13 protein-coding genes are annotated in these 17,507 nt (G+C 44.9%); 3 read left to right on the top strand and 10 right to left on the bottom strand.

Annotation, left to right across the window (positions count from 1 at the left end; genetic code table 11):
- Positions 1–161: 161 nt before the first annotated feature.
- Together WDM69_RS09510 and WDM69_RS09515 are read left to right on the top strand one after the other, a co-directional pair.
- A complete protein-coding gene (locus WDM69_RS09510; protein WP_078306364.1) occupies positions 162–1,028 on the top strand; it encodes a hypothetical protein in 867 nt (288 codons plus the stop codon).
- Between the two features lie 137 nt (positions 1,029–1,165).
- The gene (locus WDM69_RS09515; protein ID WP_078306365.1) at positions 1,166–2,053 is read left to right on the top strand and encodes a fructose bisphosphate aldolase; all 888 of its coding nucleotides are present in this window, start codon (positions 1,166–1,168) and stop codon (positions 2,051–2,053) included.
- Here the strand turns inward: WDM69_RS09515 and WDM69_RS09520 are convergent.
- The 4 genes from WDM69_RS09520 to WDM69_RS09535 form a co-directional block, all read right to left on the bottom strand.
- A complete protein-coding gene (locus WDM69_RS09520; RefSeq protein ID WP_338755420.1) occupies positions 2,050–2,958 on the bottom strand; it encodes a uroporphyrinogen-III synthase in 909 nt (302 codons plus the stop codon). The two genes, WDM69_RS09515 and WDM69_RS09520, sit on opposite strands and share 4 nt — an antisense overlap.
- Complete coding sequence (gene hemC, locus WDM69_RS09525; protein WP_338755421.1) at positions 2,955–3,920, bottom strand: hydroxymethylbilane synthase; 966 nt, start codon at positions 3,918–3,920, stop codon at positions 2,955–2,957. The genes WDM69_RS09520 and hemC overlap by 4 nt, the downstream gene beginning before the upstream one ends.
- A 20-nt stretch (positions 3,921–3,940) precedes the next feature.
- Positions 3,941–4,678: a LytR/AlgR family response regulator transcription factor gene (locus WDM69_RS09530; protein ID WP_078306367.1), complete on the bottom strand. Its 738-nt coding sequence runs from the start codon at positions 4,676–4,678 to the stop codon at positions 3,941–3,943.
- 182 nt (positions 4,679–4,860) lie between these two features.
- Complete coding sequence (locus WDM69_RS09535) at positions 4,861–6,057, bottom strand: histidine kinase (RefSeq protein ID WP_078306368.1); 1,197 nt, start codon at positions 6,055–6,057, stop codon at positions 4,861–4,863.
- Positions 6,058–6,155: 98 nt separating this feature from the next.
- Between WDM69_RS09535 and argH the strand changes: the two genes are divergently transcribed.
- Positions 6,156–7,529 carry an argininosuccinate lyase gene (gene argH / locus WDM69_RS09540; RefSeq protein WP_143823235.1) on the top strand — a complete coding sequence of 458 codons (1,374 nt, stop codon included), beginning with the start codon at positions 6,156–6,158 and terminating at the stop codon, positions 7,527–7,529.
- Positions 7,530–7,635: 106 nt separating this feature from the next.
- On the opposite strand, the gene WDM69_RS09545 is transcribed toward argH, so the two are convergent.
- The 6 genes from WDM69_RS09545 to WDM69_RS09570 form a co-directional block, all read right to left on the bottom strand.
- A complete protein-coding gene (locus tag WDM69_RS09545; protein ID WP_338755422.1) occupies positions 7,636–10,707 on the bottom strand; it encodes an efflux RND transporter permease subunit in 3,072 nt (1,023 codons plus the stop codon).
- Complete coding sequence (locus tag WDM69_RS09550; RefSeq protein ID WP_338755423.1) at positions 10,707–12,053, bottom strand: efflux RND transporter periplasmic adaptor subunit; 1,347 nt, start codon at positions 12,051–12,053, stop codon at positions 10,707–10,709. Before WDM69_RS09550 ends, WDM69_RS09545 begins: the two co-directional genes overlap by 1 nt.
- A gap of 53 nt (positions 12,054–12,106) precedes the next feature.
- Positions 12,107–13,042, bottom strand: coding sequence for a hypothetical protein (locus WDM69_RS09555; protein ID WP_338755424.1), 936 nt, complete (start codon positions 13,040–13,042; stop codon positions 12,107–12,109).
- Positions 13,043–13,088: 46 nt separating this feature from the next.
- On the bottom strand, positions 13,089–15,230 hold the full coding sequence (gene recG, locus WDM69_RS09560) for an ATP-dependent DNA helicase RecG (RefSeq protein WP_338755425.1): 2,142 nt from the start codon (positions 15,228–15,230) through the stop codon (positions 13,089–13,091).
- A gap of 5 nt (positions 15,231–15,235) precedes the next feature.
- Positions 15,236–15,889 (bottom strand): hypothetical protein, encoded by a 654-nt coding sequence (locus WDM69_RS09565; RefSeq protein ID WP_338755426.1) that lies wholly within the window; start codon positions 15,887–15,889, stop codon positions 15,236–15,238.
- A 348-nt stretch (positions 15,890–16,237) separates the two neighbouring features.
- Complete coding sequence (locus tag WDM69_RS09570) at positions 16,238–16,981, bottom strand: FKBP-type peptidyl-prolyl cis-trans isomerase (RefSeq protein ID WP_078306375.1); 744 nt, start codon at positions 16,979–16,981, stop codon at positions 16,238–16,240.
- Positions 16,982–17,507: the final 526 nt, after the last annotated feature.

Genomic DNA, 17,507 nt, shown 5'->3' on the forward strand with positions numbered 1-17,507 from the left:
GTAGCCAGCAGCCATCAAAAGTTAAACCAGTTAAGCAGTCGTTATCATACGGCTGTTTTTTTTGTGGCAAGTTTTGTGGCAAAAATAGATGAACCACACCATCTGCCATCTTGACATATTTTGTTACATTTTATACATTAGACTTTTTTTTGGAGTCACAGATGAGTTACCTTGTTTTTGCCATATTTTGTAGTGTTGCTGTGTCAGTGTTGCTTAAAATTTTGCGTCAACACCATCTTGATATCAGACAGACCATCGTCATGGGTTATCCTGTGGCGTTTTTGTTAACGTGGATTTTGTTGCGTCCTGATTTGGCAGGGCTGTCGACACTGTTTAACAACCCCATCAGCTTGAGCATTGTCATGGCGTTGGGGGTGCTGTTGCCCTTGATTTTTGTGGTGCTTGGGCGTGCCATTGACCATGTGGGCATCATCAAAACCGATGCAGCACAACGCTTATCACTCATCATTCCCATCATATCTGCCTTTGTGCTGTTTGGTGAGAGTTTAACGCCCCAACGTGGCATCGGCATTGGTGTGGGATTTTTGGCATTACTGGCGTTGGTATATCGCCCACAAGCCATGTCATCTGTACCATCTGTCAAGCGTTCTGCGTCTGCTGGCTGGTTATTGATGGTGTGGCTTGGCTATGGGGTGATTGATATTTTATTTAAGCAGGTTGCCAAACAAGGGGCAGTATTTTCATTGACGTTGTTGGTCAGTTTTGCGTTGGCTGGCACGTTGCTATTGGCGTATCTGTTAATCAAGCGTATTCGCTGGCAAAAATCTGCCCTATTGGCAGGGGTGCTGTTAGGGGTGCTGAATATGGGCAATATCTATGCTTATGTTAAGGCCCATCAAACGTTGGCAAACTCGCCCAGTGTGGTGTTTACGGGCATGAATGTGGGGGTGATTGCGGTTGCCAGTATGGTGGGTATGGTCATTTTTAAAGAACGACTGTCGGGCATCAATGTGTTGGGCATTGGGCTGGCCATCGGCTGTGTGTTGCTGTTGTTTATGGGCGGTTAGTGATGGGCTTAGGTCGTTGATGGGTGGCAAAATGTATCAACATCGTTCAAATTTCTGTTATCATAACCACCGCAACATTTTTATAATAATACTTTGTTAATCACATGTCTGTTATCACACATCATTGGAGATTTTTTATGAATGACGACCAACAGCAACGTATCCAAAACGGCACAGGCTTTATTGCTGCTCTAGACCAAAGTGGTGGTAGCACACCAAAAGCCCTTGCCATGTATGGTGTTACTGAAAAGGAATATCATGACGACAAGGAGATGTTTGCCAAAGTGCATGAAATGCGTACTCGCATCATGACATCAGATAAGTTTGATGGTGAGCGTGTGCTTGGGGCGATTTTATTTGAAGACACCATGGACAGACAAGTCAACAATAAGCCCACCGCTAACTATCTGTGGGAAGATAAAAACATCGTACCATTTTTGAAGATTGATAAAGGTTTGGCTGAGCAACAAGCCGATGTGCAAGTGATGAAACCCATTCCTAATTTAGCAAGTTTGCTACAAAAAGCCAAAAATTACCCCATCTTTGGCACAAAAATGCGTTCGGTCATTCATGCTGCCAATGTGGACGGCATCGAAATCGTGGTACAACAGCAGTTTGACGTTGCTAAGCAAATTTTGTCTGAAGGTTTTATGCCCATCGTTGAGCCTGAAGTCAATATTCATGCCAAAGACAAGCAGGAAGCTGAAGTTATCTTAAAAGCTCAAATCTTGCGTCAGCTAGAGCGATTGACTGATGACCAGCAAATCATGCTGAAATTGACCTTACCAGAACAGGCAGGCTTTTATGATGAGCTGGTTAATCACCCCAAGGTATTAAAGGTGGTGGCGTTGTCTGGTGGCTATTCTCGTGATGATGCTTGTCAGCGTCTCAGCGAAAACAAAGGCATGATAGCCAGCTTCTCTCGTGCCTTTACCGAAGGCTTAAGTAAGGGACAGACAGATGCCGAGTTTGATGCGACCATGGATAATTCGATTCAGCAAATTTACCAAGCATCTCACGTTTAACCAAGCCGTTGATATTGAATAAGAATGTGCTGCGGTTCAAGGCTGTCTAACATGGTCACATTCAGTTGTTGCTCACTTAGCATGGCACACAATCTGTTACCCAGCGCCAAATAACGATAGCAAGATAAATTGGCATGGTCAGTCAATCGCTTATCATTTAATGACTTATGTGGTTGTGTTTGCAACCACCTTTGCAACCACACAGACAGATTTTGACAAATCTTTTGCCAATGCTCAAAACTTTCACCACTGCTAATCAGCACGGTGGCCAATGCGTCTGTTTGCTCCGTACGGCCATCATTTGGCAGATGAGTTTGTGTTACCCAATCAGCAGTTACCCAATTCACAAAGGTGGCTTGCGTCTGCTCTGGCAGTTGGCGTTGGTAAAGTGACACGGTATCTACTTGAACGCCCCGCTTGTTTAACGTGTCTATCAACAATTGCCGACCACCAACCCCACGACAGATAAGCACTCGCTGTCCTGCTTGTAGCATGGCAATACAAGGCATCGCTAACATGCCTTCATTATTGTGTGTCGTGGGAATTTGTATGGCGTAACCTTGTTGTTGCAAACCTTGTTGTTGCAACACGTCTGCTGTGGCGTGTCCAACTGCCACCAATATGGGGGGTTGGACTGACATTGATGTTTTTGCCAAGCTTGTTTTGGCGTTTGTGCTTGTTGAAAAGTTGGCCAAATGTTGCAAAAATAACTTGGCGGCGGTTGGGCTAACGACAACCATCACATCATAATCATGCCATTGCTTAAGTGTGTGATGGTCAACATCGCTGAGCGTGCGTGGTTGTGTGGCAAGCAATGGCAACTCTAACACATCAATGCCTGCTTGACGCAGATGCCTGGTTAATGGCTTGGCCCTATCTGTTGGGCGTGTGTTAATCAACGTCATTGCTGGCGGTAAATCTCTTTTAAAATATCATCTGCTCCTTGAGCCAGTAACGCTTGAGCCACCGTGATGCCCATGGCGTTGGCAATGTGTTCATTTTCCTGAGCATCATCAGTTAAGGCATTGGTTTGTTGAGCTTTGAGTAACACGTTGCCATCAACACTGCCCACTCGCCCTGTTAATGTGAGCTTATCATCTTCAATCACGGCAAACCCTGCTATCGGTACTTGGCAACCCCCTTGTAGGTGGCGATTCATCGCTCGTTCAGCAAGCACACACAGACGGCTTGGTTCATGGTTAAGTGGCTTTAATAAGTTCAACACGTCCGTATCATCAGCTCTACATTCAATCGCCAACGCCCCCTGCCCCACGGCTGGCAAACTGATGTCAGTATCAATCTCATGACAGATACGCTCAGTCAAACCCAGTCGCTTTAAGCCACTGGTCGCCAAAATAATGGCATCATAGTCATCAGCATCTAATTTTGCTAAGCGTGTGCCAACATTGCCACGCAGGCTGATGATGTTTAAATCTGGACGGTATTGCTGAATTTGACATTGACGGCGTAAGCTTGATGTGCCAAGCGTTGCCCCTTGTGGTAAGTCATCAAGGGCAGAAAACTTATTGGACACAAAGGCATCTGTGGGTTGCTCTCGCTGGCAGTATGCACCTAAGGTTAAGCCATCTGGCAAATCCATTGGCACATCTTTTAAAGAATGCACCGCAATATCGGCTTGTTTTTCATATAAGGCTTGCTCCAACTCTTTGACAAACAAGCCTTTACCTCCGATTTTTGCCAATGGGGTATCTAATATTTTATCGCCTTTGGTAACCATGGTAACCAGATTAATGCTAAGTTGTGGGTATAACGCTTGCAATCTGGTTTGAATGTGTCTTGCCTGCCACAGTGCCAAGGGGCTTTGGCGAGTGGCAATGTTTAAGGTGGTGGGGGTTGTCATGACCATAAAAAATTCAGCCTATCTGCCTACATGTTTTGCATTCTTTCACGCAACATTGGCAAATGTCGACGGCTGACCGCCAATACGTCATCAATGCCTTTAAAACGCACCTGATATTGTCCTGCATCGATACTTTCTAGCATTTGCATGTGATTTAGGTTAATTAAGGCATTGCGGTGAATGCGAAATAATTCATGTTCAAACTCTTGCTCAAGCTCTTTTAGCGTATCATCAATCAACACCATGCCATTTTTATGACGCAGTTTGACGTACTTTTGGTCAGCGGTAAAATACAGCACATCGGCTAAAGCAATCAGCTCAACGCCACGATGTGTGCGAGCAGCGATGTGTTGGCGAGCAGGTTTGTTATTTGATTCTTCCATTTGTTTGATGGCAAACATCTGAGCGGCGTTGAGTTGTTTGGCTTGGCTTAATATCTCAAGCAATTCATCTTTGTTGACAGGCTTGAGCAAATAGCCGATGGCGTTGGCTTTAAAAGCTTTAATGGCATAATGTTCAAAGGCGGTAACAAAAATGATGGCAGGGGGATGTTCAAATTTAGCAATCTCGTTGGCGGCTCGGATACCGTCTAACTCTGGCATTCGCACGTCCAAAAGTAGCACATCGGGGGTATGTTCTTTGACCGCATCAATGGCTTCATATCCTGTCTTTGCCATGGCGACGACTTCGTGGCCGCCTTCTTTGATTATCCTTGCCAGACGCTCACGTGATAACGGCTCATCATCGCAGACCACTACTTTCATAGTTCACTCCTATTCATACGTTACTTTTCATGCGTTACTTTTATATGTATTGATGGCATGTTGTTTGCTGATTTTTTTTAAAACTTTTTGACCATTTGTTTTTATGTCATCAGATAGGTTACGAGATGTTAACAACAGATGCAACTTTATTTTTATTCATGATTTTTTTATCTGATTTAGCCTTATTCCATCTGCCATGTTTTGCATACGTCATTGTCAACCGCTGTGTCAAATAGGCAATATTGAATATTGGTAACGATGTGATTGTCATGGATATTGGTGATGATGCTCGCTTGATTACCAAAAAATACCTGTAATTTTCTTTCTTGAATGGAGAAATCCAACCGATCCAATAAATCATGACGCATCATCAGCAAATCTTTAGGCAGTTGTAGGCTTACGTCGATGTTAACTTTATGATTCTGCCATGTCATGCTGATGATAAGCTCAATCTCTTCCACCGTGTGTTCCACCACTTGGTTGAGCAGTTTTTCAATGATGCTTTGTAAGGTCATGCCACAGATGGTCATGTCATATAGTGTGTCTTCATCAGGTAAATGCCACTTAACTTTCAGCTTATTTTGAAATCGCATGTCATCAATTTCTAAAAATACTTTACACACGTGAATTTCAGTGTCCATGCCAATTTCTTTAAACTTAGAAAAGCTGGCACGAAACAGCTCAGAGACATTGCCCAGCATGATAATGGCTTTGTCAGGATTGGTCTCCACCAACGAAACCAAACCATTGATGGTGTTAAACAAAAAATGCGGAGCGATACGAGCTTTGATTTGGTCATTTTGCATCGCAACTTCTATATCAAACATTTTTTGTAGCATCATCAAATCTTGATGGCGTTTAAGATAATACAATAAAAACAGGATTGTGATGCCAGTGGTTACAATAATGTCAATCAGTATGTTAACGATAGCATAAAACACATCAGCAACATGCCCATACATCAATAAAGGCAATGCAACATGTGCCAAAAGCCCCACAAGTAATGCACTGACAATAAAGATAAGTGTTACCCAAACGCACGCCACTAAATGATGTAAATTGAATAACATGGGTCTGATGCTTTCATACACAAACAGCCCAATATAAGCAATCAAAGAAAGCAACAGCATGTCAATAAATAACGTTGATAAAAACTCCATATGGCTAATTTGTATGTCATGAGCCAGTCTGACTAACGCCATCAGCAACCCCCACAACGCACCATAAATGGGCAAATAAAATGACCGCAACAACGCTTGCTGACTGGGTAAAAAAAACGCCAATTTTTGCATTAGCATTTCTAGCTCATCGTTTGCTATACTCAATGCACCATTTTTTTTATTAAGCTTAGATTGATATGACTGCCAATAACTTTTCACACCCAACTCACCTTATGAACGATTACCGCTTAGATTCTAACACAACTGCCAAGGTTTCTATGTCCGCTTTACCCACAAATACGACAAACCCATCTAATATGTGGGGTGGGCGTTTTCGTGAAGCGACAGATGGCTTTGTTGCCCAATTCACCGCATCGGTTAATTTTGATAAACGCATGGCAAATCATGACATTGATGGCTCTATTGCCCATGCCACCATGTTGGGGCATTGTGGCATCATCACAACCGATGAAAGCGATAAAATCATAGATGGTCTACAAAAAATCAAACAACAGATTGCCAATGGACAGTTTGATTGGTCGGTGGCGTTAGAAGATGTGCATATGAACATAGAAGCTCAACTGACCAACATGATAGGTGATGTCGGTAAAAAACTGCACACAGGGCGAAGCCGTAATGACCAAGTGGCGACTGACATTCGGCTTTATTTGCGTGAGCAGACCGATGTGATTTTGGGATTATTAAAACGCCTGCAAATCGGCTTGCTTGATTTGGCAAGCCAGCACACCGATACCATCATGCCAGGATTTACCCATTTGCAAACCGCTCAACCTGTCAGCTTTGCTCATCATGTGATGGCATGGTTTGAGATGCTGATTCGTGACAGTGAGCGTTTTATTGCCACTCGCAAACGCATCAACCAAATGCCATTGGGCAGTGCAGCCTTAGCAGGAACGCCTTATCCGATTGACCGTACCATGACAGCCAAGCTTTTGGGCTTTGAGGGCATTTGTCAAAATTCACTTGATGCGGTGTCTGACCGTGATTTTGCCATTGAGTTTGCCAGTAATGCCAGTATTTTAATGATGCACCTGTCTCGTATGAGTGAAGAGATTATCTTATGGATGTCGGCTCAATTTGGCTTTGTGCAAGTGCCAGACCGCTTTTGTACAGGGTCATCTATCATGCCCCAAAAGAAAAATCCTGATGTGCCAGAGTTGGTGCGTGGCAAAACCGCACGGGTGTTTGGTCAGCTGACCACCTTGCTTGTGCTGATGAAAAACCAACCCTTAGCATACAACAAAGACAACCAAGAAGACAAAGAACCGCTGTTTGATTGTGTGGATACTCTGACAGGCTCACTTTTGGCATTTGCAGACATGCTCCCAAACCTTGTGCCAAATAAAGACAACATGCGACAAGCCACGTTAAAAGGTTATGCCACGGCAACCGATTTGGCGGATTATTTGGTCAAAAAAGGCTTACCCTTTCGTGATGCTCATGAAGTGGTGGGAAAAGCTGTGGCACTTGGGGTAGAAAAGGGCGTAGATTTGTCTGAGCTGTCGCCAGATGAACTGGCCAGTTTTAGTGAGTTGATTGCTGATGATGTGTTTGATTGTTTGACATTGGAAGGCTCATTAAACGCTCGCAATCACATCGGTGGCACTGCCCCCAATCAAGTAAAACTGGCGATTGAGCGTGGGCGTGAGCGGGTTGAAACATTGTCATAAACATTGTCATAAACATTGGCGTAAGTAGGTTAGAACGTTGGGTGGCAAACACCAATGGTGAAATTCACAACCCAACGTTTTTTCCCTAACGTTCTTTCCCTAACGTTTAGGCTCTTTTTGCTCTGGTAAAACGAGCCATCAACAGGGACAAATCATCCATCAACGTATACACCACAGGAATGACCACCAAGCTTAAAAACGTTGAAGTAACCAATCCCCCCAACACCGCCGCTGCCATCGGTTGACGAAATGTGGGGTCATGGTCGCCAAATCCCAATAATAAAGGCATCATACCTGCTCCCATGGCAATGGTGGTCATGATGATGGGACGAGCCCGTTTATGGCAAGCATCAATCAACGCAGGCAACCTTGCTAACCCATATTCGGTTTGGGCAATGATGGCATAGTCCACCAATAAGATTGAGTTTTTGGTGGCGATGCCCATCAGCATGATAAAGCCAATCATCGATGGCATCGACAAGCTAGAGCCTGTCAACAGCAAGCCAACAAACGCCCCTCCAATGGACAAAGGTAATGCCACTAAGATGGTAAACGGTTGTAGCACCCGATGAAACAGCAACACCAACACGCCAAAGATACAAACTATCCCCACACTCATGGCGATGACAAAACCTGTGAACAATTCTGTCATGTTCTCCGCTTGCCCTTCATCAATCATGGTCACGTCATTGGGCAGGGCTTGTAAGCTGGGTGTGGCTTTTACTGCTGCTACCAAAGGACCCAGCTCACCTGTGGCAGACTGCACGGTAATGCGTATGGCACGCTCTCTGTCAAAACGGCGAATCTCAGCAGGCCCATTGCCAAATTGTAGTTGAGCCACATGTGCCACTTGCACGCCTTGCCCCATCGCTCGGTTACTGGGAATATACAAATCACCCAGCTGATTGATGTTGGCTTTTGCATCATCAGGCAAACGCACCACAATGGGGATTTGTCGAGTGTCTAAGTTGAGTTTAGACAAACGTTGTTCATAATCTCCCAATGTGGCAATACGTAAGGTATCAGCGATGCTTTGAGTGGTTATGCCTTTATCTGCCATTGCCAAACGGTTGGGTATGACAGTCAGCTCTGGACGGGGTAGACTAAGATTACTGGTCACATCGCCTGCCAGCGACAGCTGACGAATGTCATTCATCACCTGTTGAGCGTACTGATTTAACAGAACAGCATTACTGCTGGTGAGTTGAAAGCCATAGCCACTTTCACCACCACTGGACAAACCCACCGTAAATCTTGCCCCCGGTACTTGGCTGATGGCTTGGGTTATCTGCTGTTCTATGTCAGTTTTACTCATTCGTTCGCCACGACGCTCAAGAATAATGTCAAGGCTTGCGGTGTTTTTGGCTTGTCCTGAACCACGGTGAGGACCTAAGTGAGTTTGTGGTTGACCGATGGCAGCCATGATGCTTGCAATGCCATCAATGTGTTTAATGGCATCTATCGCCCTATCACTGACCGCTTCGGTGTCTTCTAAAGTGGCATCAGGGGTTAACTCAATGGCAACACGAGTTTGATTGATGTCATTATCAGGAATAAACGCACTGGGCAACAGTTTTGCAAGACTGACTGATGCCACAAAGAACAATAAGGTAAAACCAAGCGTCAGCCAACGATGACGCAATGTCCAGTTAACCACCTTCAGATAGCCTGTCATCAACTTGCCATCTTTTTCAACTTTATCAGGCTCTGGTTTTAACAAGTACGCCGCCATCATTGGGGTAATTAAGCGTGCGACCAACAGTGATGCAAAAATTGCCATCGCTGCTGTCCAACCAAATTGGCGAAAAAACTGCCCAACCACGCCACTCATAAATGCCGTGGGTAAAAATACCGCTATCAATGTGAACGTGGTGGCAATCACCGCCAACCCAATTTCATCAGCCGCTTCCATTGCCGCTTCATAAGGCGACTTACCCATGCGTAAATGACGAATGATGTTTTCAACTTCCACGATGGCATCATCAACCAAAACGCCCACCACCAAAGACAATGCCAATAAGGCAATGATGTTCAAACTAAAGCCAAACAACCACATGCCCAAAAATGTCGGTATGATGGACAATGGCAACGCCACGGCTGCCACAATGGTTGCTCGCACATTGCGTAAAAATAAAAACACCACCACCACCGCCAAAATACCACCTTCTAATAACATCTGCATCGATGCCTGATAGTCTTCTGCCACAGGCGTGGCGGTGTCAAACACTTTATCCACATGAATGTGTGGCATGTCTTTTTGTAGCTGTGCCAAAACAGCATCGACACGTGTCGCCACATCCACCTCACTTGCCCCTCGTGAGCGACTGATATTAAATGCCACCACGGTTTTATCATCAAGTTTGGCAATCGATGCTGGCTCTGATGTGCCATCGGTAATGGTTGCCATGCTCGCCAAGCTTTGAGCATCGCCTGTGGGTAAGGCAACTTGCACATCACCCAATTGTTGCACATTATCCACCGCTCCTAAGACTCGGATATTTTGGGTGCGTTTGCCCACTTTGGCTTCACCGCCTGATGTGTCTTGCTGCATGCCTGCTATTTGCTCAGACAGTTGACTGATGGGCAGTTGCAGGGCATTTAGGCGATTTGGGTCAACAGCGACGGTTATCTCACGGTTAAGACCACCAATACGAGCAATCTGCCCCACCCCCTCGATGTCTGATAAATGCTTAGCGATGGTGTCATCAACAAACCAAGACAAATCTTCCACGCTCATGTTGTCTGCTGACACGGTATAAGTCAGAACAGGAAACCCTGCGGTGGTTATTTTGGTGATGATGGGGTCATTAGCAGCAGCAGGTAACTCGCCTTGCACCTCACCCACAGCAGACCGCACATCGTCCACCGCTTCTTGAATGTCTTTTTCTAAAGTAAATTCAGTACTGATGGTGGCAGCCCCTGTTTGTAGCACCGTACGCATGTGCTTGACACCCTCAATATTGGCAATTTTGTTTTCAATTTTTTTGGCAATGTCATTCTCAAGTTGACTGGGGGCAGCACCTGGTAAGGTTACGGTTACCACCACCCCAGGAAAATCAATGTCAGGAAACTGTTGGACTTTCATCTGCTGAAAACCAAATAAACCACCCAAAGTCAATAACACAAATAATAAAATCGCCACCAAGGGGTTACGAATGGAATAGGCAGAAAAGTTCATCAGTTGCCTACTCCCATTGATTTAGAATGTGTTTGAGCTTGTGCTTGACCAGTGGCTTGTGCTTGAGCAGCATTGACATCAGTAACCACTCGTACTTTATCACCATCATTTAAAAACCCACCACCTTGGCGGATAATCAAGGCATTGTTTGGTAATCGTGAATTGACCACCACTTGCTTATCTATTTGCTTGCCCAATTCAACTTTTAGGCGTTCGACCGTGCCTGTACGACTGCCATCTTGGTCGCTGATGTCTTTCACCAGCATCAGATACTCATAACCATCATGACTAACCACTGATGCCACTGGCACGACCGTCTGTGGCTGGCTGTCCATGACAAATTCACCACTTAATAACATGCCTGCTTGTATTTGTCGGCTATTTTCTAAAGTGGCGGCCACCGTCATGCGACGGTCATCGGCAACTTTTGGGGAGATGCGAGTCACTTTGCCATTAATCCAGTCATTGCTTGGTGTTTTGACGATGACGGGCATGCCAATTTGGATAAACTTTAACTGTTCTGGGTCAACCTTAGCTTGCCATTCCAGCACGCCTCCTTCGATGATGCTAAACAATGCCTGTTGTGGCACACTGCCAATTTGTGCGTGTTTATTGCTGATGATGCCACTGACAGGGGCAATGACTTTGCTATCACGTAAGGTTAACTCAGCCCCATTTAGACGAGCTTGGGCAGAAACCAAAAGTGCTCTTGCCTGCTCAGCGGTACTGACATAGCGATCCACTTCTTGCTGACTGACAGCGTCAATGTCCAATAGTGGTACGACCCGCTCCGCATTGGCAACCGCATTGGCATGGTTGGCTTGGGCTTCCACAACGCTTGCTTGGGCTTCGATGACATTTTGCTCAAGTCCTTTTGCATCGAACACCGCCAACGTCTGCCCTGCTTTTACCCAATCACCTTCATCAACCAATATTTTCTCAATGGCAACCCCATTAACTCGCCCACTGACGTTGGCAATGCTCTTGCCTGCCACCGTGCCATCTGCCAACAGGTTGTTGTCCACATCTTGGCTTGTGGGTGAGATGACTTCCACGGTCAATACCGCAGATTTATCAGTGCCAGTGGGGTTGACGGCTGTTTTGTCTGTGTTGGCCATCGTTTGATTGGAATTTTTGCCTTGCTTACTGCCCCAATGATGCCCCAGCCCCAAGCCCACCAACAACACGGCCATCAAACCAAGCACATACGCCCAAAGATTGGGAGCGGATTTTTTAAATCCATGATGTATGGGTTGAGTGTGATGGCTGATGCTCGGGTCATGACGGGTTGCGTTATCATGCTTTGGCTGTTCAGCAGATGACTGTGGACGTTGTAGCTCGTGCATGGTCGCTTCCTTTATGTGTTTATGTGTGTTGCTGATTGAAGGTTCTGACTTGATTAAAATAAGGTTGCCGTATCACCAAAGGGCATCACCTTGACTTGATGGGTTTCTAATACCGCCTTGTCTTCTGGAGTGTGTGCTGGCCAAATTTTATTTTCATATGCCAATATCCATTGATACAAGGGTGTTTTGATGTCTTTCATTGACACGTTAAGCACTTGCCAACCTTCTTCTTGACAGTGAACAGACTGTGATTTTTCTTCTTCACTAAAACACGCATTATAACTGTAATGACCATCAAAAGGCACATTGGTAAGTACCTGCTCATGCTTGCCGTTGGGCAATAACTGGATAAAGTCTGCTGACCGTTCACGGGTTACCCCACCGTTAAATGAGATGTCTATTTGATTGATTAAAGCGATGGCCGTCTCAGTTTGGTTAATTGGATACAGATTTGGGGCAATAAACAGCAGCGGGCTGTCAGTTTTTATGCCAGTGTTATCACCAATACCATCACCAATATTATCACCAATGTTGTTGGCAATGTTGTCATCGCTCACACGTTGATGCAAATAATTGGTAAATTGCCACTGTCCCAGCAATTTATCATCTTTGTCTTCCACACCCTTAGCGGTCATGTGATGGTCTTGCATTTGTAGTTCCACAAATTGCGGTGTACTGTCAATCAAATAATAATGATTTGGTCGCTGTTGGTTAGGCAGTTGCCACAGTTTGGCATCAGTGGCACAAGTCATGTTAAAACGTTGGCAAATCCCCTGCACCCCACTGTCTTTCAATTCATGATTAAATTCAACCGCCACCAACCCAATCGGCTCAATGGCATGACTGAACATCGGCAACATGCACGATGGCATCAACACCGAACAAATAACTGGCTTAAACCATTTTTTAGACAGTTTTTGCCTGATTTTCCTGACGAATGATTGGAGAATAACCGCATAAAAAGTGGCAAATAACACCATATTATTCATGGATTGATACCTCTGGATTTTTTCATACTTTTGTTTGTTTTCATCTTTAAACATGACCAAAACGGCTTGCTTTTGGTATCCAACGTTCAATCAGTTTGATAATGGCTGGGTGGTTGTCTTTGTTTGCCAATAACCGTTTTGCCAACTGCGTGGCCAAAGTCAATAGCGTTTCATCACGAGTCAAATCTGCCACATAATATCCCACATTGCCTGTTTGTCGTTTGCCAAGCAGCTCCCCCGGCCCACGGATTTGTAAGTCTTTTTGGGCAATGACAAAGCCGTCATTACTGCCTCTTAGTACATTGAGCCTCTCAATTCCTGTGGCAGACAATGGCATTTGGTACAATAGCACGCAAAAGCTTTTTTGACTGCCTCGCCCCACTCGACCTCTGAGCTGATGTAACTGCGACAGTCCCAAACGCTCGGCATTTTCGATGACCATCAGTGACGCATTTGGCACATCTACTCCCACCTCAATGACCGTTGTCGCCACCAATAAATCCAGCTGACCTGCTTTAAATGCCTGCATCACCGCCTGTTTTTCAACCGCTTTCATTTTTCCATGCACAAGACCAATGCGAATGTCAAGACGCTCACATAAATCGGCATAAGTCGCCTGAGCTGCTTGGGCATCAAGTGCGGTTGATTCTTCCACTAAAGGACAAACCCAATAGGCTTGCTTACCCTTAGCACAGTTGGCAGCGATTCGCTCTATCACCGCATCACGGCGGTTACGGTCAATGGTAACGGTGGTAACAGGCGTACGCCCTGGGGGCAACTCATCGATGATGGACGTGTCCATATCACCATAGGCACTCATGGCAAGGGTTCTTGGAATGGGGGTGGCGGTCATCACCAGTTGATGTGGTGTACTGCCCATGACCCCTTTGTCAGTCAAGGCTTTTCTTTGTTCTACCCCAAAGCGATGCTGTTCGTCAATGATGACCAAGCCCAGTTTGGCAAAACTGACCTGCTGTTGAAATAACGCATGCGTACCAACCACAATCTGCACATCATTATCAACCATGGCTTGTCGCATTTGTTGACGCTCTTTACTGCCTTGCTTGCCAGCCAACCACCCAACACCGATACCTAACGGCTCAAACCAACCTTTGAAATTATTAAAATGCTGTTCTGCCAATATCTCCGTGGGTGCCATCATCGCCACTTGCCAACCACTGTCAATGGCATGACACGCTGATAATGCCGCCACCAACGTTTTGCCTGCTCCCACATCACCTTGTAGCAACCTAAGCATAGGAACAGACGTGGTCAAGTCATTGACAATCTCACTGACCACCCGCTGTTGTGCTGATGTCAGCAGATATGGCAACATCTGAATCAACGCATCTGCCGACGGACTGTGAAACTGGCATTTGGGTGCTTTATGAGTGTGCAATTGTTCACGCCGTTGCAACAAACTTAACTGATGGGCAGTCAACTCTTCTAAAATCAATCGCTGACAGGCAGGGTGAGTGCGTTCACGGATTTGGCTTAAAAGTCGCTGTTGATGCCCGATATTGGCATAAATGGGCGGTGTGTGTAATAACGTCAATGCCTCAAACAAACTCAAATCAAACAAGCCATGATGTTGAGAATGTTGAGCCATATCCATGCCCACACGCTCATCGGTGAACAGATTGAGCATCTGTGACTGATTTTTAGCTTGTGATTCCCAAGTCGCCAATGCCAATCGCATCAATGTGCGAAGTTTGTTTTGGTGCAAACCTTTTACCGTCGGATAAATTGGCTGTGGCCCTATCTGTGGTAGCGGACTGCCAATCACCACTTCAGTGTATTCAGGGTGGTGCATCTGTGTGCCATAACGGCTCATCTTCACCTCCCCAAACACTCGCAACCGATTGCCCACCTGCATGGTCTGAGTAAGCCCACGATACACCTTAAAAAAACGCAACTGTAACTGCCCACTGGCATCTGCCAAAATCACCGTCATGCCACGCTGGTTATTGCTCACATACAGGATTGTTCCTTCCACCAGCACCGACTGCCCCGACCGAACACCATCAATGGCACACAAACGACTGCGATCTTCATAATCTCTGGGCAGATGTAAAAGTAAGTCAAATAAGCGGTGAATACCCAAATCAGCCAACTGTTGGGCAACCTGACTGCCAACCCCTGTCAAAGCAGTAACAGGCTTATCAATGACATCAAACCACTCAACCAAAACGACTACTCAACCACCACACGATAGCTGACGTTGGCAGTTTGGTTAAGCCCCACATCTTCAATTTGCCATTGTAGGGCTTTATATTGACCTAAGGGAATGGGCTGAATTTGTCCACCCACTTGCGTACGCAAAGGCATGGGATAAAAGTTTTGTCCATCAACACTGCCCATGGTCGCTTCTGGGCTAACCGCTCCCAACAGTTGAACACCATTGGGAATGGTGATATTGGCTTTCATGGTACGGATACGGTCGTTATTGGTGTTGGTTAAATACACATGATATTCAATGACATTACCCCTGACCAGTTGGGTCTGTGCATTCAGTGGCATAAACACTTCTTGTCCGTTATCATTGCTGACAAGTTGGGCGGTGGTGTTTATGGTGATGCCATTAACCCCACCAGTACCACCATTTGACGCATTTACCCAATTGGTTGCAGGTTGGGTGCTGGGTAGTTGAGTGCTGGGTAGCGGTTCTGCTGTGGCTTGACTCATCATCAATGCAGTGGCAGACAGCATGCCCACTGCCATGACCACGGAACGATGTGCCAAAGACCGTAACCAGCTTAGAGAATTTAGCAAACTTAAAGAATTTAAAGTAAAATTGGGGTTAAGAATTGGGATAAGAAGTGAAACATGGCGGTTCTGATGCTTCATGGTGGTATCCTTAATATTATTAATAAATTAATAAAATGAATGTTGATAAAAACCAATAAAAATTAATCAAAGAAAAGAAATGCTAACCATCATAACAAACCCAAGCAAAGCTTAGGCAACATAGTTGTGTGCGTTATGTATCATATTCACCTCTTTAACTTCACTTCTTTAACGAAAGTGAATGATGAGAACGGAAATTAAACACAAATAATTAAACACAAATACAGTGGCATCATGGACGCAACATGACACAAAAACGCCCAAAAAACGCCAAATCATGTTGGCGTTTTTTAGGCGTTTTTTGCTGATGTTGTTGGCGTTGTTGACACAATCCAACCCACAAAACGATTAAGCAGAGTGAAAGTCCAACAGTTCAACCTTAAATATCAACACACTATTGGGTTCAATCCCCGGATTACCCGCCTCACCATATGCCAAATCAGACGGAATATAAAGCTCGTATTCTGCCCCTTTTTTCATCAGTTGCACGCCTTCTGTCCAACCAGGAATGACTTGGTTTAATGGGAACTCAATTGGCTCACCACGTTCATAAGAGCTGTCAAATACCGTGCCATCAATCAGCTTGCCTTCATAATGTACCTTAACCATATCAGTCGCTTTTGGTGATGCACCACTACCTTCTTTGACCACTTTATATTGTAAACCTGAATCGGTGGTCTGTACCCCTTCTTTGGTTTTATTCTCTGCCAAAAACTTCTGCCCCTCTTCTTTATTACTGGCGGCTTTGGCTTCCATCTCTTTTATCAATTCAGCTTGTTTTTTCTCTTGATAACTCACCAACACCTGTTGCATCTGCTCTTGGGTAAGAGCGGATTCTTTTTCTTCATAACCATCACGAAAACCTGTCTCAAAGGCATCAAGGTTTAAATCATCAACCTGACCTTTATTACCTTCTGCCATCATATAACCCAAGCTATAGCCCACTTTTTCAAGCTCAGGCGACTCATTGGTGATGGTCATGGTGCTTTTAGTGGCTTGGGCGGTTTGGGCTTGCTGACCACCATTGTTACAACCAAATAAAAACACACTGACCCCCATGGTCATTGCTGTCAAAACTGATTTATTACGCATAGTTTATCCTTAATGATGCCCAAATGACCGCTGATAAACACACCCTTGATAAAAAACAAAAAAATGGCCATCAAACGCCTTTTGGCATATAAACATTTAGCAAAATTTGCTGTACAAAACTTATCAACATTTATCAAACCTAATATTATCAAGCATATTTTGACAACATCAAGGTGAGTTGTCAAAAAAAAGTGTTGTAAAAGTGTTGTCAAAAAGTGGCGTGATGAGTCATCAAATTAGAGTCAGCAAGCAAGTCAGCAGGCTTTATTTGCTTTTTTGTCTGCCTATTTTTTGATAGAACCATGTTAGACAACTTTTGATGACTTTTAAGTAAGGAATTGTTGTGATTGACTGACCACACTGACCACTAAAAATTTTATCAAGTTTTTTTAGCCTTGCAGTATTAATGATGGCAGTATGTCAGATGCTAGTGTTTGGAACATCACTCTGTTAAAATCGTCAGCATAACCACCATCATATGTTGATACGCATGATGTGTTGATATCATGACACATGGATATATGAC

The organism is Lwoffella lincolnii (genome assembly GCF_037201985.1).
Taxonomy (GTDB): domain Bacteria; phylum Pseudomonadota; class Gammaproteobacteria; order Pseudomonadales; family Moraxellaceae; genus Psychrobacter; species Psychrobacter lincolnii.